This window comes from Saccharopolyspora mangrovi (assembly GCF_035320975.1).
Classification (GTDB): Bacteria; Actinomycetota; Actinomycetes; order Mycobacteriales; family Pseudonocardiaceae; genus Saccharopolyspora; species Saccharopolyspora mangrovi.
In genome coordinates this window covers 61,182-79,596 of the sequence record NZ_JAWLNX010000011.1, presented here as the reverse complement: position 1 = coordinate 79,596, position 18,415 = coordinate 61,182, and the positions used below count along the sequence as shown (strand labels likewise).

18 protein-coding genes are annotated in these 18,415 nt (G+C 71.6%); 7 read left to right on the top strand and 11 right to left on the bottom strand.

The genetic code is table 11. The features are described from left to right. Positions 1-97: 97 nt before the first annotated feature. On the bottom strand, positions 98-607 hold the full coding sequence (locus R4I43_RS17230; RefSeq protein WP_093423361.1) for a histidine kinase: 510 nt from the start codon (positions 605-607) through the stop codon (positions 98-100). 371 nt (positions 608-978) lie between these two features. Beyond that, positions 979-2,229, bottom strand: coding sequence for an aminotransferase family protein (locus tag R4I43_RS17225; RefSeq protein WP_324266647.1), 1,251 nt, complete (start codon positions 2,227-2,229; stop codon positions 979-981). A 316-nt stretch (positions 2,230-2,545) separates the two neighbouring features. Here R4I43_RS17225 and ssuE point away from each other — a divergent pair, with 316 nt between their 5' ends. Beyond that, a complete protein-coding gene (gene ssuE / locus R4I43_RS17220) occupies positions 2,546-3,106 on the top strand; it encodes an NADPH-dependent FMN reductase (protein WP_324266646.1) in 561 nt (186 codons plus the stop codon). Positions 3,107-3,172: 66 nt separating this feature from the next. On the opposite strand, the gene R4I43_RS17215 is transcribed toward ssuE, so the two are convergent. Next, positions 3,173-3,751 (bottom strand): TetR/AcrR family transcriptional regulator, encoded by a 579-nt coding sequence (locus tag R4I43_RS17215; protein ID WP_324266645.1) that lies wholly within the window; start codon positions 3,749-3,751, stop codon positions 3,173-3,175. Between the two features lie 10 nt (positions 3,752-3,761). Next, positions 3,762-5,213 (bottom strand): MFS transporter, encoded by a 1,452-nt coding sequence (locus tag R4I43_RS17210; protein ID WP_324266644.1) that lies wholly within the window; start codon positions 5,211-5,213, stop codon positions 3,762-3,764. Between the two features lie 279 nt (positions 5,214-5,492). Here R4I43_RS17210 and R4I43_RS17205 point away from each other — a divergent pair, with 279 nt between their 5' ends. Beyond that, positions 5,493-6,155, top strand: a complete 663-nt coding sequence (locus R4I43_RS17205; RefSeq protein WP_324266643.1) for a hypothetical protein — start codon at positions 5,493-5,495, stop codon at positions 6,153-6,155. Here the strand turns inward: R4I43_RS17205 and R4I43_RS17200 are convergent. The 3 genes from R4I43_RS17200 to R4I43_RS17190 are packed head-to-tail and all read right to left on the bottom strand — an operon-like array spanning position 6,152 to position 8,739. Further along, a complete protein-coding gene (locus R4I43_RS17200) occupies positions 6,152-7,603 on the bottom strand; it encodes an amidase (RefSeq protein ID WP_407691265.1) in 1,452 nt (483 codons plus the stop codon). The two genes, R4I43_RS17205 and R4I43_RS17200, sit on opposite strands and share 4 nt — an antisense overlap. A 50-nt stretch (positions 7,604-7,653) precedes the next feature. Further along, the gene (locus tag R4I43_RS17195) at positions 7,654-8,454 is read right to left on the bottom strand and encodes an exodeoxyribonuclease III (RefSeq protein WP_324266641.1); all 801 of its coding nucleotides are present in this window, start codon (positions 8,452-8,454) and stop codon (positions 7,654-7,656) included. Between the two features lie 60 nt (positions 8,455-8,514). Next, complete coding sequence (locus R4I43_RS17190; RefSeq protein WP_324266640.1) at positions 8,515-8,739, bottom strand: hypothetical protein; 225 nt, start codon at positions 8,737-8,739, stop codon at positions 8,515-8,517. Between the two features lie 164 nt (positions 8,740-8,903). On the opposite strand from R4I43_RS17190, the gene ligD reads away from it, so the two are divergent. From ligD to R4I43_RS17170, 4 genes are all read left to right on the top strand, one after another. Continuing rightward, positions 8,904-9,743: a non-homologous end-joining DNA ligase gene (ligD, locus tag R4I43_RS17185; RefSeq protein ID WP_324266639.1), complete on the top strand. Its 840-nt coding sequence runs from the start codon at positions 8,904-8,906 to the stop codon at positions 9,741-9,743. Positions 9,744-9,807: 64 nt separating this feature from the next. After that, entirely contained in the window at positions 9,808-10,299 is a 492-nt protein-coding gene (locus R4I43_RS17180) for a (2Fe-2S)-binding protein (protein WP_324266638.1), read from the top strand. After that, positions 10,296-11,282 carry an FAD binding domain-containing protein gene (locus R4I43_RS17175; protein ID WP_324266637.1) on the top strand — a complete coding sequence of 329 codons (987 nt, stop codon included), beginning with the start codon at positions 10,296-10,298 and terminating at the stop codon, positions 11,280-11,282. Before R4I43_RS17180 ends, R4I43_RS17175 begins: the two co-directional genes overlap by 4 nt. Next, on the top strand, positions 11,279-13,351 hold the full coding sequence (locus tag R4I43_RS17170; RefSeq protein ID WP_324266636.1) for a xanthine dehydrogenase family protein molybdopterin-binding subunit: 2,073 nt from the start codon (positions 11,279-11,281) through the stop codon (positions 13,349-13,351). Before R4I43_RS17175 ends, R4I43_RS17170 begins: the two co-directional genes overlap by 4 nt. 47 nt (positions 13,352-13,398) lie before the next feature. Here R4I43_RS17170 and R4I43_RS17165 read toward each other — a convergent pair whose 3' ends face one another. From R4I43_RS17165 to larE, 4 genes are read right to left on the bottom strand one after another with little or no spacing between them, the layout of a single operon-like run. Then, positions 13,399-13,983, bottom strand: coding sequence for an alpha/beta fold hydrolase (locus tag R4I43_RS17165; protein ID WP_324266635.1), 585 nt, complete (start codon positions 13,981-13,983; stop codon positions 13,399-13,401). A 53-nt stretch (positions 13,984-14,036) separates the two neighbouring features. Continuing rightward, positions 14,037-15,173, bottom strand: coding sequence for a nickel pincer cofactor biosynthesis protein LarC (larC, locus tag R4I43_RS17160; protein WP_324266634.1), 1,137 nt, complete (start codon positions 15,171-15,173; stop codon positions 14,037-14,039). Further along, positions 15,170-15,832, bottom strand: coding sequence for a nickel pincer cofactor biosynthesis protein LarB (larB, locus tag R4I43_RS17155; protein ID WP_324266633.1), 663 nt, complete (start codon positions 15,830-15,832; stop codon positions 15,170-15,172). Before larB ends, larC begins: the two co-directional genes overlap by 4 nt. Next, positions 15,829-16,647: an ATP-dependent sacrificial sulfur transferase LarE gene (gene larE, locus R4I43_RS17150; protein ID WP_324266632.1), complete on the bottom strand. Its 819-nt coding sequence runs from the start codon at positions 16,645-16,647 to the stop codon at positions 15,829-15,831. Before larE ends, larB begins: the two co-directional genes overlap by 4 nt. Positions 16,648-16,891: 244 nt before the next feature. On the opposite strand from larE, the gene R4I43_RS17145 reads away from it, so the two are divergent. Next, on the top strand, positions 16,892-18,409 hold the full coding sequence (locus R4I43_RS17145) for a helicase HerA-like domain-containing protein (RefSeq protein WP_324266631.1): 1,518 nt from the start codon (positions 16,892-16,894) through the stop codon (positions 18,407-18,409). Positions 18,410-18,415: the final 6 nt, after the last annotated feature.

Below are 18,415 nucleotides of genomic sequence, written 5' to 3'. Positions count from 1 at the left end.
CCGCAACCGGGACGTGCCTCAGGAGCGGCGCGCGGAGTCCACGGAGCCGGTCAGGTTCCGCCACCCGCACCGCTGAGCAGAGGAACCAGAGCGGTTCTCAGTCCAGGCCGCCGTTGCTCAGGCCGGAGAGGAGGCGCTTGATGACCTCGGGGTCGACCTCGGCGGTCTCCTCGGTGGTCTGCGGGGCCATCGCGTTCTTCTTGCGGGAGCGGCGGGGCAGCGGGACGGAGTCGGCCTTGACGCCGCTGGGCAGCGGCATCTCGCACCACACCAGGGTGCCGCCGGTGCGCAACGCGGTGGCACCGCAGCGTCCGTCGGCGAATCCGGGCGCGAGCTGAGGGGGAACGGTGGCCTGCTCGTCCTGGACCTCGGCGACCAGGCTCTCGCCGCTCAGGCGCAGGCGGACGGTGATGAAACCGGGGTTCTTCTGGTCGGCGGCGTCCACGGCCGCGGTCACCAGGGCGCCGGTGAGCTGCGTGGCGATGTCGGTCATCTCGCGCAGACTCCACTCGGCCAGGGAGAACCGCACGAACATCTCGGTGCAGTTCACCGCGCTGGGCAGCGCGATCAGTCGAAGATCGTCGACTTGTGCGGTCTGAGTGTTCACCTGGTTGAGTTCCTCCGTCCGCCCCCACTGCGCGTTCGATCACCCGGAAGCCGTATTTTGCCAACTCCACCGGGTGGCTTGTTCGCAGGGGCCCTTTTGCTTTCGGCCTTGTCCTTCGCTCCTCGGCCCGGGATTCGGCGGGCCGCCGCGAACACCGCTACCGCCGCCGACAGCCTTCTCCATCTGCGACGACGCACGATCTGGTGAAAAACGTACGTGACGAAAGCAGGTCGGGACCACCTCCGGACGTATCGGTTCCACAACGGGGAAGTTCCAGGCCGGTGGCCCCTGTAATAACCGAGGGGGTGAGCGACGATCGGGCCCTTGGCGTGTCGGGGCGACCGCGGCGTGTCGCGGCCGCCCCGATCAACTCACACCAGCGCGTCCAAGCCCTCCGCGAAGGCCTTGCCGATGAGCCCGATCTCCTCCTCGGTGATGATCAGCGGCGGCGAGACCGCCAGGGCCTTGCCGAGCGGGCGGACGATCACGCCGAGCTCGCGGATCTTCTTCTGCAGCTTGGGCAGCGCACCCGCCTGCAGCTGCTCGGCGGTGAGCTCGACCGCGCCGAGCAGGCCGATGCCACCGCGCACCTCGGCCACGGCCGGGTGTCCGGCGAGCTGCTCGAGCGCCTGGTGCAGCGGACGCTCCAGCTGGTCGGACCGGGAGATGAGCCCCTCCCGCTCCAGGATGTCGAGGTTGGCCATCGCCGCGGCCGCCACCGTCGGGTGCCCGGAGTAGGTGGCGCCGTGGCGGAACACCCGGCCCGGCTCGTCCCAGAACGGCTCGGCGACGTGCTCGGCCACCACGACACCGCCCAGCGGCAGGTAACCGCTGGTCACACCCTTGGCGAAGGTGATCATGTCGGGCTGCAGGCCCCAGCGCTCCACGCCGAACCAGGTTCCGACGCGGCCGAAACCGCAGATCACCGAGTCGGCGACGAACAGGATCCCGTGCTCGGAGCAGATCTTGGCGACCGCCTCCAGGTAGCCCGGCTCCGGCGGGTACAGGCCGCCCGCGCCCATCACCGGCTCGGCGAAGAACGCCGCGATCTTCTCCGCGCCGATGCGCTCGATGGCCTCGCGCAGGCTCTCGGCGTCGTCGTGGGCGACCCGGCCCGTTTCCGGCACCAGCTGGCCGAAACCGGCCTGGTTGGCCTCGATGCCGCCGATGCTGGTCCCCATGCCGTTGGTGCCGTGGTAGGCGTTGCCGCGGCTGAGGATGTGGGTGCGCTGCGGCTGTCCCCGCTGCGCCCAGTACTGCCGGGTCAGCTTCGCCGCGGTGTCGATCGCCTCACCGCCACCGGTGGTCAGGAAGATCTTGGCGTTGGGCACCGGCGCGAGGTCGGCCAGCCGCGTGGCCAGGGCCTCCGCGGGCGGGTTGGTGTAGTCGTTGAAGACGAAGTAGGACTCCAGCTCGCGCATCTGCGCCGCGGCGGCCTCGACGATCTCGGTGCGGCCGTGCCCGGCGTTGGCGTACCAGAGGCTCGCGGTGCCGTCGAGGTAGCGGCGTCCGGAATCGTCGTAGATCCAGGCCCCCTCGGCCTTGGTGACGCAGAAGCTGCTGCTCTTGACCTCGAACATGTCCGCGAACGGGTGCCACAGCGCGGTCTGGCTTGTTGACATGTTGGTTTTCCTCCTTCGTGGTCCACCCGACAGCTTCGTCGCCCGGACACCTCGATGGCCAGAGGAAACGCCGCGAGTTTCGGCACGCGGCGTCCGCCTCGTGAGATCGCGCGACCGCTCGTTGACACCGCAACCGGGCCGCCCAGACGATGGTGCCGTGACCTCTCCGAGACTCAGCAGGCGGATGCACGTCGACTTCCAGCGCGTGAAAGCGCAGGCCTGTCGCTCCTGACGAAATCGCACAGTCAGGGGAGACGCCGTCATCGGCGGAACCCGGTAACGGTCCTCGAGCGGACCAGGAACAGGGGAGAAGTCCGTGTCCACGGTTTTGGTCATTTCCGGAAGCCCGTCGCGCACCTCGAAGACGGAGAAGGTCGGCGAGCACATCGCCCAGCGGCTGGCCGCCGCCGGTCGCACCACCGAGCACCTCCGGGTGCGCACCCTGCCGGCCGAGGCGTTGCTGAGCGCCGACGTCACCGACCCCGCGATCGCCTCGGCCATCGCCGAGGTCGCCGAGGCCGACGGGATCGTGCTGGCCACGCCCACCTACAAGGCCGCCTACTCGGGGCTGCTGAAGGCGTTCCTGGACCTGCTGCCGCAGTTCGGGTTCGCGGGCAAGGCCGTGCTTCCGCTGGCCACCGGCGGCAGCGTCGCGCACGTGCTGGCCATCGACTACGCGCTGCGCCCGGTCGTGCACTCGCTGGGCGCCCGCCACGCCGTGCAGAGCTTCTTCCTGCTCGACAAGCACCTCTCGCTGGTCGACGAGCAGCTCACCGTCCACGACGACAGCGCGGGTGCCCTCACCGACGTCATCGAGCAGTTCACCAAGGCCCTCGACGGCATCCCGCACAGCACGGTCCTCGGCCGCTCGGCCTGACCCGCACCCGGAGGGCGAACACCGCAGTTCTCGCCCTGACGACTCCTGCGGTTTTCGCCCCCGGGTTCAGAGGGGGTTGTCGATCCAGTTCTGGATCAGCGGGGCCGTGATCGCGACCAATTCCTCGGTGGGTTCGGCGGTGATCGCCTGGGTGCGCAGCACCAGGCGGGCGGCGCCCAGTCCCATGAGGTGGCTGCAGACCAGCTCGGCGCGCAGCCGCGCGCGGGGCCCGGAGAGGCGTTCGGCGAGGCGGGTGACCAGCTGGGACTCGAAGTTGTCCCGGAACCTCGCACCCGCCGGGCGCGACGAGGTGAACACCGCGCGCACCAACGGGTCGCCCTGCGTGCGGTCGTGGTAGTCCAGCAGCGTGCGCACCAGGTGCTCGCCGAGCTCGGGCAGCTCGCAGTCGAGCAGCTTCTCGGCGTCGTGCTGGAAGTCCGAGGCTTGCGCGAAGAGGTCTTCCTTGCCGCCGAAGTACTTGACCACCAGCGCAGCGCTGACGTCGGCGTCAGCGGCGATGTCGCGCAGCGTCACGTCGGCGTAGCCGCACGAGGAGAAGCGCCGCCTCGCCGCCCTCAGGATGCTCTCCCGCGTGGCGCACGCGTCGCGGCGCTGCTCCTCGATCGACGAGCCGGTGGTGGGCATGCACCTCAGGCTAGCGCGAGCCACCCACCGCAGCGGCCACCCTCGGGGTAACAGCCTCGTACCGAGGCGGTCCCGGAGTCGCCGCGGCGATCAGCGCGGCCACCAGACCGGCGCCGCCGGCCACCACGAACACCCAGGAGTAGGCGTTGATCGACGGGTAGGTCGCCCCGGCCACGTGCACCAGGGAACCGGTGGTCAGGGCGACCACGATCGCGCTGCAGCTGGAGGTGCCGATCGACCGGGCGAGGCTGTTGAGCGCGTTGGCGGCGGCGGTCTCGGTGTCGGGCACGGACCGCATGATCAGCGTCGGCAGCGCACCGTAGGCCAGCGCGCCACCGATGGAACCGATGGTCAGGTTCAGCACCACCACCGGCAGCGGATCGTGCAGCAGCGAGCCGCCGAGGTTGCCCAGCATGAGCACGCAGGCCCCGATGATCAGCGTGGTGCGCGGCCCGTAGCGGCGCGAGAGCCGCGCCGAGACCGGGGAGAACAGGCCCATCGCGGCACCGATCGGCAGCAGCACCAGCCCGGCGACCACAAGCGACATGCCGTAGCCGTAGCCCGTCTCGGGCGGGGCCTGCAGCAGCTGCGAGCCGACCAGGAACCCGGTGAACATCGCGATGCCCACCAGCACCGACGCGATGTTGGTCAGCAGCACCGTCGGCCGCGCCGAGACCCGCAGGTCCACCAGCGGCGCCCGGGTGCGCAGCTCGTACGCGCCCCACACCAGCAGCACCACGATCGACACGGCGAGCAGGCCCAGCACCAGCGCGCTCGACCAGCCCCACTCGTTGCCCTTGGAGATCGCCAGCAGCAGGCAGGTCAGCGCCACCGACAGTCCCAGCGCGCCGAGGAAGTCGAACTTGCCACCGGTGCGCAGCGACGACTCCGGCACCACCTTCAGGATCAGGGCGATCTCCACGAGCGCGAAGACCATCGCCCCGGCGAACAGCCAGTGCCAGTCGAGCTCCTGGGCGACCACGCCGGTGATCGGCAGACCGACCGCACCGCCGATGCCCAGCGTCGCGCTCATCAGCGCCACCCCGGAACCGACCTGCTCCTCGGGCAGTTCGTCGCGCATGATGCTGATGCCCAGCGGCACCACGCCGACCGCCGCGCCCTGCAGCACGCGGCCCACCAGCACGGCGGTGAAGTCATCGCTGACCGCGCCGATCGCGCTGCCGACCGCCATCGTGGCCAGCGAGAGCAGCAGCATCCGGCGCTTGCCGTACATGTCGCCCAGCCGCCCGGTGACCGGGGCGCACACGGCTCCGGCGACCAGCGGGGCGGTGACCAGCCAGCCGGCGTTGGCGGCGGTGGTGTTGAGCAGCCGTGGGAACTCGGGGAGGAGCGGGACGACGAGGGTCTGCATCAGCGATACCGCGATGCCGCACGAGGCGAGCACGACGATGACCGATCTGGAACTGCGCGTTGCGGACGAAGCGGACCCGGCGGCGCTCATCAGACTCCTCACTTGCGGCGTGAACCCCTGTTCACCCCGTGAGTAAACCTGTGTTCACCGCCGGAATCAAGACGTCGAGCGTCCGATTCCAGCCGTCAGCCACGAGAATTCACCACTTTGCAGTCCACAGTGGACTTCCGATCGCCGGACGGGAGCATGATTCCGCGCGAATCCGGTCCGGTCGAGGCATCGACGCTGGCCGCGGGCCGAGGCTTGGCATTGTGAACCTGCGGTTCACAGTGATACTGTAAACCGCAGGTTTACAGGAGGGGGCCTGTCATGGTGCGGGACGAGGCCGCTCGGCTCGTCGAGCGGTTGGCCGGATCGGTGCCCGTGGAGGTCGCTGATCCGGGGGCGAAAAGCTCCGACTACGGCGCCGAGCAGCGGTGGCGGGTCGAATCGCTGGCGCGGTTGCGCGCGGCGCTGGACACCGAGGAGCTCGTCGCGGAGGCCGCTGCGCAGCAGACCGAGTCGGCCGCGGCCGAGAGCGTGTGGCTCGGCGCGAGCCTGGCCGATCTGAGCGCGGTGACCGGCCGGACCCGGCAGGCCGCGCGCAAGCGGTGGCCGGAACTGGGCTCGATCCACCGCCGCCGCAAGTGGCTCGGCGACCACGTCGAGGACATCACCTACATGGCCGAGCTGCTCGCCTCGCGGGCTGAGGAGCTGGCCCCCGGCTGGGGGCGGGGAACGTTCCTCAAGCACGTGCGGCTGCTGCGCGAAGGCCTCGACCGCTGCGCGGAGGACTTCGCCGAGGACGCCACGCCCTCCGGCGACCCGGCCGGGCGCTGGCGCGCCCTCGACGAGCTCGTCAACACCACGATGCGGCGAATCATCGAGACCGCGGGCGGGCCCACCACGCCCGAAGCCGGATTCGCGCTGCACGGGGCCACCGGTGTCCTCGGCTACTACGACCACGCCACGGCCGCCGACCGGGATTCCTAGAGCGGCGGCAGCGCGTCTCCGTGCCGGGTGGCCTGCTCGAAGGCGTGGGCGATCTCCAGCAGCCGCCGCTCGGACCGGTGCGGGCCCACCAGCTGGAGGCCCACCGGCAGGCCGTCGGGGGTGAAGCCGGCGGGGACGGAGAGGGCCGGGCACCCGGTCGCCGAGATCCAGTACGCCGAGCGCATCCAATCGAGGTAGGAGGGCATGGCCACGCCACCGATCTCGGTGGGGAACTCCAGGCCGATGTCGAACGGCGGCACCTGGCTGACCGGGAGCGCGAGCACGTCGTAGCGGGTGAAGAACTCGCGCACCCGGTGGTACAGCTCGGTGTGCAGCCGCTCGGCGCGGCCCACGTCGGCGCCGGTGAGGGCCCGCCCCGCGTCGATGTTGTCGCGCAGGCTCGGCTTGATCCGCTCCGGGTGCGCGTCGCGGAGCTCGCCGAGCATCAGCTCGAACTGCCAGGCGCGCAGCGTGCGGAAGACCTCGTCGGCGCCGGTCAGGTCCGGCCACGCCTGCTCGACCGCACCGCCGACGTCGGCGAGCACCTGCGCGGCCGGTTCCAGCGCCGCCCGCACCTGCGGGTCCACCACCAGGTTCCCGCCCAGGTCCAGCGAGAACGCCACCCGGAGTCCGGAGAGGTCCGCCTCCAGCGAACCCCGGAAGACTGAACCGGGCTCGCTGATCGAGATCGGGCTGCGGTCGTCGGGCCCGGCGATCACCGAGAGCATCAGCGCGACGTCGGCCACCGTGCGCGCCATCGGGCCTTGCACCGACAACGTCGACCACGCCGCGGCGTCCGGCCACGACGGCACCCGACCCGGAGCCGGCCGCAGGCCCACGACGTTGTTGAACGACGCCGGGTTGCGCAGCGACCCGCCCATGTCGCTGCCGTCGGCCAGCGGCTGCATCCGGCAGGCCAGCGACGCCGCCGCACCACCGCTGCTGCCGCCGGCGGAGCGGTCCAGCGCGTACGGGTTGGCGGTGGTGCCGAAGACCGGGTTGAAGGTGTGCGAGCCGGCCGCGAACTCCGGCACGTTCGTCTTGCCCACGACGATCGTGCCCGCCGCCTTGAGCCGTTCGACCACCAGCTCGTCGCGCTCGGGAACGTTGTCGGCCAGCAGCGGGGAGCCGTAGGTGGTGCGGATCCCGGCGGTGTCGTGGGTGTCCTTGTGCGCGATCGGCAAGCCGTGCAGCGGCCCGACCGGGGCGCCCGAGGCCAGCTGCTCGTCGGCGGAGGCGGCGGCCGCCAGCGCGCGTTCGGGGTCGAGCGAGACCACGGCGTTGATCTTCGGGTTGAGCCGTTCGATCCGGTCCAGGTGGGCCTCCACGACCTCGCGCGCCGAGACCTCGCGCGCCCGGATCAGCGCGGCCAGGTCGGTGGCCGTGCGGTGGCAGAGCGAATCGGACACGTCGTGGCTCCTCCCGCCGGGTGGTTCACCCCGCAACATAGCGCCCCGGACGCGCCGGGAGCGCAGAGGTGATCACCGTCGCGGCGAACTCAGCCCAGGTCGAGGTCGACGACCACCGGGGCGTGGTCGGAGGTGCCCTTGCCCTTGCGCGCGTTGCGGTCGACGTAGGAGTCGGTGACCGCGCCGGTGAACGACCGGTTGCCGTAGACGAGGTCGATGCGCATGCCCTGGTTGTTCGGGAACCGCAGCGCCCGGTAGTCCCAGTAGGTGAACGGCACGTCGTACTTCAGCGGCCGGGGGTGGACCTCGGCCAGGCCGGTCTCGGTCAGCGCGCTCAGCGCCTTGCGCTCGTCCGGGGTGACGTGGGTGCAGCCCTCGAAGGCCGCGATGTCCCAGACGTCCTCGTCGTCGGGGGCGATGTTGAAGTCGCCCAGCACCGCCCACGGGCGGTCGGCCGCCAGCTCCTCGACGGCGGTGGCGCGCAGCGCGTCCAGCCAGCGCAGCTTGTAGTCGTAGTGGGCGTGCCCGACTTCGCGGCCGTTGGGCACGTACACCGACCAGATGCGGACTCCGCCGCAGGTCGCGGCGACGGCGCGGGGTTCGGGCGCTTCGAACAGGGAGCCGTCGGCCTGGAAGCCGGGCTGGTCGAGCAGGCCCTGGCGCACCTCGGTCAGGTCGACGCGGGAGAGCACGGCGACGCCGTTCCAGCGGCCGGTCCCGTGCGCGGCGACCTCGTAGCCGAGCTCACCGACCTCGTCGAACGGGAAGGCGTCCTCGGCGCACTTGAGCTCCTGGAGGCACAGCACGTCCGGTTCGGCCGTGCCGAGCCAGTCCAGCAGCTTGGGCAGCCGGGCCCCGACCGAGTTGACGTTCCAGGTGGCGATCCGCATGGCCGCAGCTTGGCACACCCCACCGACGCTCCGGTGAGCTAGGGTCGGCAGCGCCGGGCTTCACGGGGTCACGCTGTGCTCTCCGGCGTACTGGTAGCGCCAGACCCCGTCCGCGCGCTGGTCGCGGCGGTTGTAGCAGGCGTAGGGCGAGCAGGGGGCGTCCCCGTCGCGGGGCGAGGGGAAGGCGAACTCGCCCATGGGTAAGTCCGCGTCGACGGCGGGGATGATGAACGATCTCCCGTCCTCCGGGCCGCCGATGAGTTCTGCGCGCACGTGTTGCTGCATCGAGGGTCTCCCTGTTCGGCGTTCGTCGTAATCCGCTTACAGCCAATAGGAACAAATCCAACGGCCATCGGTTCCCGTCATCACCCGAATGTTTTAACGCCGCGCTGACAACGCTGCTCACGACCAGGTGATTGGGGGTGCGGCGGCCCGGGTACGTCGTGGTCATGCCGCGAAACGAGGAGGCACCGTCCAACCCGGACAAGGTGCTCTACCCGCAAGATTCTCTCCGGAAGCAGGACGTGTTCGACCACTACCGCTCCGTGTCCGGCCCCTTGATCGCGCACGCGCGCGGCAAACCGGTGACGCTGCGCCGGTTCCCGGACGGCATCGAGGCGGAGGGCTTCTTCCAGAAGGAGGCGTCGCGCCACTTCCCGGACTGGATCCCGCGGACCTCGGTGCCGCAGCGGGGCGGAGGAACCCCCGTCCACCACGTGCTCGTCGAGGACGAGCGGACGCTGCTCTACCTCGCCGACCAGGCTTGCCTGGAGCTCCACATCGCACTGTCCACTGTGGAAGACCTGGAGCGCCCGGTGCTGACGGTGCTCGACATCGACCCGCCCGAGGGCGCCGACATCGCCACGCTGCGAAGCGTGGTGCGCACGATGAGCGAACTGCTCGCCGAAGCGGGTCTCGCTCCGCACCTGCAGACCACCGGGGGCAAGGGCTTCCACATCGCGGCGCCGCTGGACGGCGAGGTCGGCTTCGAGGAGGTGCGCTCCCAGATGCGCGAGATCGCCGAGCGCGGAGCGCGCCACGACCCGGATCGGCTGACCACCGAGCAGCGCAAGAACAAGCGCGGCGACCGGATCTTCCTGGACGTCAACCGCAACGCCTACGGCCAGACCATGATCGCGCCCTACTCGCTGCGCGCCCGCCCCGGGGCTCCGGCCGCCACCCCGATCGACCCCGAGGAGCTCGGCCGGGTGCACCCGCGCTCCTACGGCCTGGCCAACATGGGCCGCAGGCTCGCGCAGAAGTCCGATCCGTGGCGTGACCTGCACTGATCGACCGTGCATGGCGCGGCGCAGGTGCGGGTAAGCGTGGTGCAGGCTCGATTGGGGAGGGATCGTGGACGCCGACATCACCCTGTTCGTGGACGGCACCGAGCACCGGCTGACCGTGGACACCCGCACGACCGTGCTCGACGCGCTGCGCGAAGGACTCGGGATCACCAGCCCGAAGAAGGGCTGCGACCACGGCCAGTGCGGCGCCTGCACCGTGCTGCTGGAGGACAGGCGCGTCAACAGCTGCCTGATGCCCGCCGTCGCCCACGACGGCGCTCACCTGCGCACCGCCGACGGTCTCGGCGACGGTGAGCCGCACCCGGTGCAGCGCGGGTTCATCCGGCACGACGCCTTCCAGTGCGGCTACTGCACGCCCGGCCAGGTCGTCTCGGCCGTCGCCGCCATCGAAGAGCTGAAGGCGGGAGAGCCCAGCGCGGTCACCGCCGACGGCGCTGATCTCGACGGGGAGATCCGGGAGCGGATGAGCGGCAACATCTGCCGCTGCGGCGCCTACGCCAACATCGTTCGCGCGGTCAACGAGGCGGTGACCCGATGAGACCGTTCCACTACCAGCGCGTCGCCGACGTGGACTCGGCGGTGAGCGTGCTCGCCGAGACGCCCGGAGCCGAGTACCTGGCCGGCGGCACCAACCTCGTGGACCTGATGAAGCTCGAGGTCGCCGCACCGGAAGTGCTCGTCGACGTGCGCCGGCTGACCTCCGACCAGATCGAGGACCGCGACGGCACGTTGCGCATCGGCGCCTCGGTCACCAACAGCGCGCTGGCCGCGGATCCGCTGGTGCGGCAGCGCTTCCCGGTGCTGTCCCAGGCAGTGCTCGCGGGCGCCTCCCCGCAGCTGCGCAACCTCGCCACCACCGGCGGGAACCTGTTGCAACGCACCCGGTGCGGCTACTTCCAGGACGTCACCACGCCGTGCAACAAGCGCGAACCCGGCAGCGGCTGCTCGGCGCGCGAGGGCTTCCACCGCGAGCACGCGATCCTGGGCGCCTCCCGCGAGTGCGTGGCCACCCACCCCTCCGACATGGCGGTGGCGCTGGTCGCGCTCGACGCCGTGGTCAACACCGTCGGACCCGGCGGAGCTCGCCGCATCGACCTGGTCGACCTGCACCGCTTGCCCGGCGACCAACCGCAGCGCGACACCGTGCTCGACCACGGCGAGCTCATCACCTCGGTGGACGTCCCGCCGCTGGAGTTCGCGACGACCTCCCGCTACCGCAAGGCCCGCGACCGCACCTCGTTCGCGTTCGCGCTGGTCTCGGTGGCGGCCGCCCTCGACGTCGCCGACGGCGCGGTCCGCGACGTGCGGGTCGCTCTGGGCGGGGTCGCGCACAAGCCCTGGCGGGCCACCACCGCCGAGCAGGTGCTGCGCGGTGAGCCCGCGACCGCGGAGGCCTTCCGCCGGGCCGCCGACGCCGAGCTGGAGGCGGCCGATCCCTTGCCCGACAACGACTTCAAGGTGCAGCTGGTGCGCAACATGATCACCGGAGCGCTCGCGGACCTGGCGGGGGTGGCGCGATGAGCACCGCCACCCGAGTCCTCGGAGCGCCCCTCGACCGCCTGGAAGGCGAGGCGAAGGTCCGCGGCCGCGCGCTCTACGCCGCCGAACACCCCGTCGACAAGGCCGTGCACGCCCACCTCGTGCAGTCGCAGATCGCGCGCGGGCGCATCACCACCATCGACGCGACCGCGGCGCTGGACGAGCCCGGGGTGCTCGACGTGGTCACCTACCGCAACGCGCCCGAACTGGCCTCCACCGACGACGCCGAACTCGCGGTGCTGCAATCACCTGAGGTCGGCTACCGGGGGCAGCCGGTCGCCGTGGTCCTCGCCGAGTCCTCCGAAATCGCGCGCGCCGCAGCGGGTCGCGTGCGCGTCGAGTACGCGCAGGACCAGCACGACGCGGACCTGCGGGCCGACCGCGACGACCTCGTGCCGGCCGACGACGACCTCGACCGGGGCGAGCTCGACACCGCCCTCGACGGGTCAGCGGTGGTGCACGACGCGGTCTACACCGCGCCGCAGGAGCACCACATCGCGATGGAACCGCACGCCACCACCGCCGCGTGGTCCGAAGGCGAGCTCACCGTCCACGACTCCACGCAGGGCGTGCACTGGGTGCGCGACACCCTCACCGAGCTCTTCGGCGTCGACGCCGAGAACGTGCACGTCGTCGCACCGCACGTCGGCGGCGGGTTCGGGTCCAAGGGACCCGCGCACGCGCACCTGGTGGCCGCCGTCCTGGCGGCCCAGCGCGTCGCACCGCGCCCGGTGAAGCTGGTGCTCACCCGCCAGCAGGTCTTCCCGATCGCCGGCCACCGCGCCGCCACGATCCAGCGCGTGCGGCTCGGCGCCGATTCCAGCGGACGCCTCACCGCCATCGGTCACGACGTGGTCGCCCAGGACGCCCGCATCAAGAGCTTCCCCGAAATGGCCGGGAAAGCCACGCGCACGATGTACGCCGCGCCGAACCGGCGGATCACCCACCGCGTGGCGCAGCTGGACCTGCCGGTGCCGACCTGGATGCGAGCACCGGGCGAGTGCCCAGGGATGTACGCGCTGGAAACGGCGATGGACGAGATGGCCCTCGCCTGCGGGCTGGACCCCGTCGAGTTCCGCATCCGCAACGAACCCGAGGTCGACCCGGACACCGGCCTGCCGTACTCCAGCCGGAACCTGGTGGCCTGCCTGCGCGAAGGCGCCCGCAGGTTCGGCTGGGCCGACCGCGACCCCGTTCCGGGCGTGCGCCGGGACGGGGAGTGGCTGGTGGGCACCGGTGTCGCCGCCTCCACCTACCCGGTCAACTCGCAGCCCGGCACCCAGGCCACCGTCCAAGCCCGGCCCGACGGGCGGTACCGGGTGCTGATCGGCGCGGCCGACATCGGCACCGGCGCCTGGACCGCGCTGACGCAGATCGCCGCCGACGCCCTGGGCACCGACGTCGACCGGGTCGTGCTCAGCATCGGCGACACCGACCTGCCCTGGGCCTCCGGAGCGGGCGGTTCGACCGGCATCACCTGCTGGGGTTCGGCGATCGTCGACGCCGCGCGCCAGTTGCGCGCGGAGCTGCCCGAAGGCGAGCCGGTGCCCGAGGAAGGCGTCGTGGTGACCGGTCGAACGCCCGACAACCCGCATCGGGGCGCGTTCGCGATGCACAGCTTCGGCGCCCAGTTCGCCGAGGCGCGGGTGAACGTCGACACCGGCGAGGTGCGGGTGCCGCGCATGCTCGGCATCTTCGCTGTCGGCCGCATCGTCAACGCCAAGACCGGCGCCTCCCAGCTCATGGGCGGCATGACGATGGGCATGTCGATGGCCCTGCACGAGCAAGCCCACGTCGATCCGCGCTACGGGCACGTGATCAACCGGGACATGGCGCAGTACCACGTCGCGGCCTGCGCCGACGTCGGCGACATCGAGGTCGACTGGATCGACGAGGACGACCCCTACGTCAACCCGATGGGCACCAAGGGCATCGGCGAGATCGGCATCTGCGGCACCGCGGCCGCCGTCGACAACGCCGTGCACCACGCCACCGGCGTCCGCGTCCGCGACCTGCCCATCACGCCCGACAAGCTCGTCGGCAAGATCTGAATCACCGCTGCGCGGCCAGGAAGCGGCCGATCTCGGTGCCGATGGCCTCAGGTCTGCGCCGGGTCGATCAGCAGCAGGCTCGCCACCCGGCCGGGGAAGTGGGTGGCCAGGTTCGTCGCCGTCCACCCGCCGATCGACAGGCCCAGCAGGTTGAACCTCTCCTCGGGCAGCGCCGCCAGGGTCTGGTCGAGCCAGGCCGCGTTGTCCTCGAAGTCCTCGATCGGCACCTCCTGGACGCTCATCCCCGGTTCGCCGAGCAGGTCGACGACGTACAGGTCACCGAGGCGGCGCAGGGAGGGCATGTTGTCCGCCCAGATCGGGCTGGGCGAGGCCCGGACGGGCAGCAGCACTAACGGGTGCTCCGACCGGCTCGCCCCGGTGCCCTCGAACCGGTAGACCCGCACGAACCCGAACTCGGTGCGCACGTCCCGGGTTTCAGCCGGTGGCGGCATGGCCTGCCAGGCCCGCTGGTAGTCGGCCATGAAGGCGTCGTGCCCGGCGCGGGAGTTCCAGTGCCCCACGGGCGACGGAGCGCGCAGCGCGATCGCCCCGGCGACCACCGTCGCGACCACGACCACCGCGACCGCGCCCCACACCCGGCGCCGGCGTGTTCTCCCGTCCTGCTCGGTCATGCTGCCCCCAGTAGTCGACACCCACCGTAGTGACGAGCGGCGACGGGCACGACCTAGTCGCGCGTTTCGGCCAGCGCCAGTTCGGCGACGGTGCGCAGCGGGAGGCCGAGGGCCTTCGCCGCCGCTGCGACGTCGTCGTGCTCGGGCTTGCTGCGGTGCGGTCCGTGCTTGACGCGGATCGACTGCCCCCGCACGAGCACGGTCGTGGTGCGGCGGGGCAGCGCGGTGCGCTGGACCTCGTGCCGCCGGATGCCGAGGGCCCCGGTCTCGGCCAGCACGATTCCGGTCAGCTCCGCCTCGTCGGTGGGCGCGCAGAGGACGTGCAGCACGTGGGCGGGTCGCGACTTCTTCATCGTCACCGGGCTCGTCCACGCGTCGGCCGCCCCGGCGTCGAGCAGCCGCTCCACCACGTGGCCCAAGGATTCACCGGTCACGTCGTCGACGTTGCACTCCACCTCGACCATCGTCGCCGCCTCGCCGGGGGAGGAGCCCAGCGACGCCGACAGGACGTTCGGGCGCTGCGCGAACCGCTTGGTGCCCGCGCCGTAGGCGGTGGCACCCAGCGTCATCGCAGGGGGCGGGCTGAACCGGACGCCCACCGCCGAGACCAGCGCGGCGCCGGTCGGGGTGACGGTCTCCCCGGTGAGGTCCGCGCCGACCACCGAAGCGCCTTCCAGCAGCCGCAACGTCGCCGGAGCGGGTGCGGGGAGCACGCCGTGCGCGCAGCGGACCGTGCCCGAACCCAGCGCGATCGGGGCGGAGTGCACCGCGGTGATCGACAGCGCGTGCAACGCGGCCGCCACGCCGACGGTGTCGACGATGGTGTCCAGCCCGCCGACCTCGTGCAGGTGCACCTCGGCCGGGTCGCGGTCGTGCAGGCGCCCCTCCACCCGCGCGATCGCGTCGAGCGCGGAAACCGCCAGCTCCGCAACGGGTTCCGGGCGGGCGCGGGAGGCGAGTTCGACGAGTTCGGCGGCGTGGCGTTCCGGGGCGTCATCGGTTGCGGTCACGACCGCCTTGGTCGCGGCGATCCCGTCGACGTCCACCTGCTCGGCGGTCAGCGACCACCCGGTCAGCCCGGTGGACCCGATGGCCACCCGGACCTCCTCCAGCGGTGCGCCGAGCCCGAGCAGCGCGCCCAGCAGCATGTCGCCGGAGAGACCGGTCGCGGGGTTGAGCCAGAGGATCATCGCCGTGCCACCGTGGCCAGCCGGTGCGCGGCCATCGCGGCGGAGAAACCCGAGTCGATGTTGACCACGGTCAACCCGGCCGCGCACGAGGTGAGCATCGCCAGCAGCGCCGTGACGCCCTCCAGCGAGGCGCCGTAGCCGGTCGAGGTCGGCACCGCGACCACCGGGCAGGACACCAAACCACCCACGGCGCTGGCCAGCGCGCCCTCCATGCCGGCGACCACGATCACCGCGTCGGCCTGCCGGAGGTCCTCGCTCGCGGCCAGCAACCGGTGGATGCCGGCGACTCCGACGTCGCGGACCACGTGCGTGCGCAAGCCGATCGCGGCGGCGACGGCCTCGGCCTCGGCCGCGACCGGCCAGTCCGAGGTGCCCGCGGTGGCCACGCACAACCGGAAGTCCCGTCCCGCCGCCGGGCGCCAGACCAGCAGCCGCGCCGTCTCGTCGTAGCTGCCCCCGGGCACCTCCACGGCCTCGGCGACCTCCGGCTCCACCCGGGTGACCAGCACCGGACCACTGCTGCGGGCGAGCAGTTCGGTGACGATGCCGGTGATCTCCTCGGGGCGCTTGCCCGGGCCGTAGACGACCTCGGGCAGGCCCTGCCGGGATTCCCGGTCGGTGTCCACCCGGGCGTAGCCGAGGTCGGTGAAGCCGGTCATGACGCGGTCCGGGCGGGCAGCAGCGGCAGCAGCACGTTCATCCGGCCGCTCTGGAAACCCGCCATGTCCAGCGCGCAGAACTCGAAGCCCGCGTCCCGGCCGGCGGCGTCGAGCTCGGCGTGGCGCGCGGCCGCGCGGTCGATGTCCTCGGCGGGCACCTCCAGCCGCGCCACCGTGCCCTGACCGTGCGCGCGGACCCGGCACACCGGGAAGCCCAGCTCGTGGATGGCGGCCTCGGCCTTCTCGACCCTGGCCAGCACCTCCGGCGTCACCGGATCGCCGTAGGCGACGCGCGAAGCGAGGCAGGCGGCCGCCGGTTTGTCCGCAGTGGACAGTCCGAGAGCCGCGCTGGCCTCGCGCACCTCGGCCTTGGTCAGCCCGGCCTCGACCATCGGCGCGACCGCGCCGCGCTGGGCTGCGGCGTGCTGGCCGGGGCGGTGATCGCCGAGATCGTCCACATTGGTGCCCAGCGCGATGTTCGCGCCCATCGCCGCCGCCAGCGGCTCCAGCGCGTCGAACAGCGCGGACTTGCAGTGGTAGCAGCGGTTTCCGTCGTTCGCGGCGTACTCCGGGCGGTCGGCCTCGTCGGTGCAGACCTCGACGTGGGCGAACCCGTGCTCGCGGGCGAAGCGCTTGGCCTGCTTGCGCTCCTCGGCCGCCAGGCTCGGCGACACCGCGGTGACGGCGAGCATCCGCGACCCCAGCACCTGGTGCGCCACCACGGCCAGCAACGCCGAGTCCACGCCCCCGGAGAACGCCACGACCAGGGCTTCCTCGGTGCCGACACGAGCCCGCAGGCGGTCCAAACCGGTCACGACCTCAACTCCTCACGCACGCTCGGTGGACCCGGGTGGTCTGACCAGACTCTAACTCCACCGAGCGATGCATCCCATGCCGCCGAAGGAGATCTTTCCGGTGGTCAACGAGCCTTTTGGTGCCTCGTTCGGGGTGCTAGTGGGGGACGCGCCCACCTGTCCCTCGACCGAGTGGCTCTCCCGGGTCGGGCAGCGGTCTCGACCTACCTTTCGAAGGGAACGTGCCGACCGGGAGGAGACTGCGGTGACCGACAACAGCGCTGCCGAGCAGATCGCGTCCGGGTACGAGACCGGGGGCGCCGCCGTCGACCTCGGGGCGGTGGTCATCGACAACGAGGCCGACGCCCAGGCCCAGGTGCGCATCCCGCTGGCCACCCTCAACCGGCACGGACTGGTCGCGGGCGCCACCGGCACCGGCAAGACCAAGACGCTGCAGCTGCTCGCCGAACAGCTCTCCGAGGCCGGAGTCCCGGTCGTGCTCGCCGACATCAAGGGCGACCTGTCCGGGCTGGCCAGGCCGGGGGAGGGCGGTGACAAGCTCACCGCCCGCGCCCAGGACGTCGGCGACGACTGGCAGGCCACGTCCTACCCCGCGCAGTTCCTCTCGCTGGGCACCGGCGGGCGCGGCGTGCCGATCCGGGCATCGATCACCAGCTTCGGGCCGCTGCTGCTGGCGAAGGTGCTCGGGCTCAACGCCACCCAGGAATCCACCCTGGGGCTGATCTTCCACTGGGCCGACCAGCGCGGACTCGCGTTGCTGGACACCAAGGACCTCCGCTCGGTCATCCAGTACCTGACCAGCGACGAAGGCAAGGAGGACCTCAAGGGCATCGGCGGCGTCTCGGCCGCCAGTGCCGGGGTGATCCTGCGGGCGCTGTCCAACCTGGAGGCCCAGGGCGGCGACGAGTTCTTCGGCGAACCCGAGCTCGAGGTGGCCGACCTGCTGCGGCAGGTCGAGGGCAAGGGCGTGGTCAACCTGCTCGAGCTCGACGACGTGCAGGCCAACCCGGTGCTGTTCTCCACGTTCCTGATGTGGCTGCTGGCCGAGCTGTTCGAGGAACTGCCCGAAGCCGGTGACCTCGACCGGCCGAAGCTGGTGTTCTTCTTCGACGAGGCGCACCTGCTGTTCAACGACGCCTCCAAGGCGTTCCTGGACCGCATCGAGCAGACCGTGAAGCTCATCCGCTCCAAGGGCGTGGGCGTGTTCTTCTGCACCCAGCTGCCCACCGACCTGCCCAACCCGGTGCTCTCCCAGCTCGGCGCGCGCGTCCAGCACGCCATCCGCGCGTTCACCCCCGAGGACCAGAAGGCGCTCGCGCGCACGGTCAAGACCTACCCGACCACCGAGCACTACCAGCTCGACCAGGCGCTGACCACGCTCGGCATCGGCGAAGCGATCGTCACGGTGCTGTCCGAGACCGGTGCGCCCACACCGGTGGCCTGGACCCGGCTGCGGCCACCGCGCTCGCTGATGGGCAGCATCGGCGAGGACTCCGTGCGCGCCGCGGCCCAGTCCTCGGACCTGCACGCCAAGTACTCCGAGACGATCGACCGCGAATCGGCCTACGAGAAGCTCGCGAAGAAGGCCACCGAACCGGCCGCCGCTGCCGAAGCCGGCGAACGGCGCCAGCCGCAACACCAGGAAGCGAGCATGTTCCAGAAGGCGATCGAGAACCCCGCCGTGCGCTCGTTCTTCCGCTCCGCCGCCAGCGCCGCAGGACGCGAGATCACCCGAGGCCTGTTCGGCAACCGCAGGCACTGACTGACA

Excerpts from the sequence above, each read along its gene's own strand:
- R4I43_RS17205 (WP_324266643.1), top strand. The coding sequence starts at position 5,493 with ATGGTGCGGGACGAGGCCGCTCGGCTCGTCGAGCGGTTGGCCGGATCG.
- R4I43_RS17200 (WP_407691265.1), bottom strand. The coding sequence starts at position 7,603 with ATGTTGCGGGGTGAACCACCCGGCGGGAGGAGCCACGACGTGTCCGAT.
- R4I43_RS17215 (WP_324266645.1), bottom strand. The coding sequence starts at position 3,751 with ATGCCCACCACCGGCTCGTCGATCGAGGAGCAGCGCCGCGACGCGTGC.
- larC (WP_324266634.1), bottom strand. The coding sequence starts at position 15,173 with ATGATCCTCTGGCTCAACCCCGCGACCGGTCTCTCCGGCGACATGCTG.
- ligD (WP_324266639.1), top strand. The coding sequence starts at position 8,904 with ATGCCGCGAAACGAGGAGGCACCGTCCAACCCGGACAAGGTGCTCTAC.
- R4I43_RS17225 (WP_324266647.1), bottom strand. The coding sequence starts at position 2,229 with ATGTCAACAAGCCAGACCGCGCTGTGGCACCCGTTCGCGGACATGTTC.
- R4I43_RS17195 (WP_324266641.1), bottom strand. The coding sequence starts at position 8,454 with ATGCGGATCGCCACCTGGAACGTCAACTCGGTCGGGGCCCGGCTGCCC.
- R4I43_RS17190 (WP_324266640.1), bottom strand. The coding sequence starts at position 8,739 with ATGCAGCAACACGTGCGCGCAGAACTCATCGGCGGCCCGGAGGACGGG.
- R4I43_RS17210 (WP_324266644.1), bottom strand. The coding sequence starts at position 5,213 with ATGAGCGCCGCCGGGTCCGCTTCGTCCGCAACGCGCAGTTCCAGATCG.
- R4I43_RS17175 (WP_324266637.1), top strand. The coding sequence starts at position 10,296 with ATGAGACCGTTCCACTACCAGCGCGTCGCCGACGTGGACTCGGCGGTG.
- R4I43_RS17170 (WP_324266636.1), top strand. The coding sequence starts at position 11,279 with ATGAGCACCGCCACCCGAGTCCTCGGAGCGCCCCTCGACCGCCTGGAA.
- R4I43_RS17165 (WP_324266635.1), bottom strand. The coding sequence starts at position 13,983 with ATGACCGAGCAGGACGGGAGAACACGCCGGCGCCGGGTGTGGGGCGCG.
- larB (WP_324266633.1), bottom strand. The coding sequence starts at position 15,832 with ATGACCGGCTTCACCGACCTCGGCTACGCCCGGGTGGACACCGACCGG.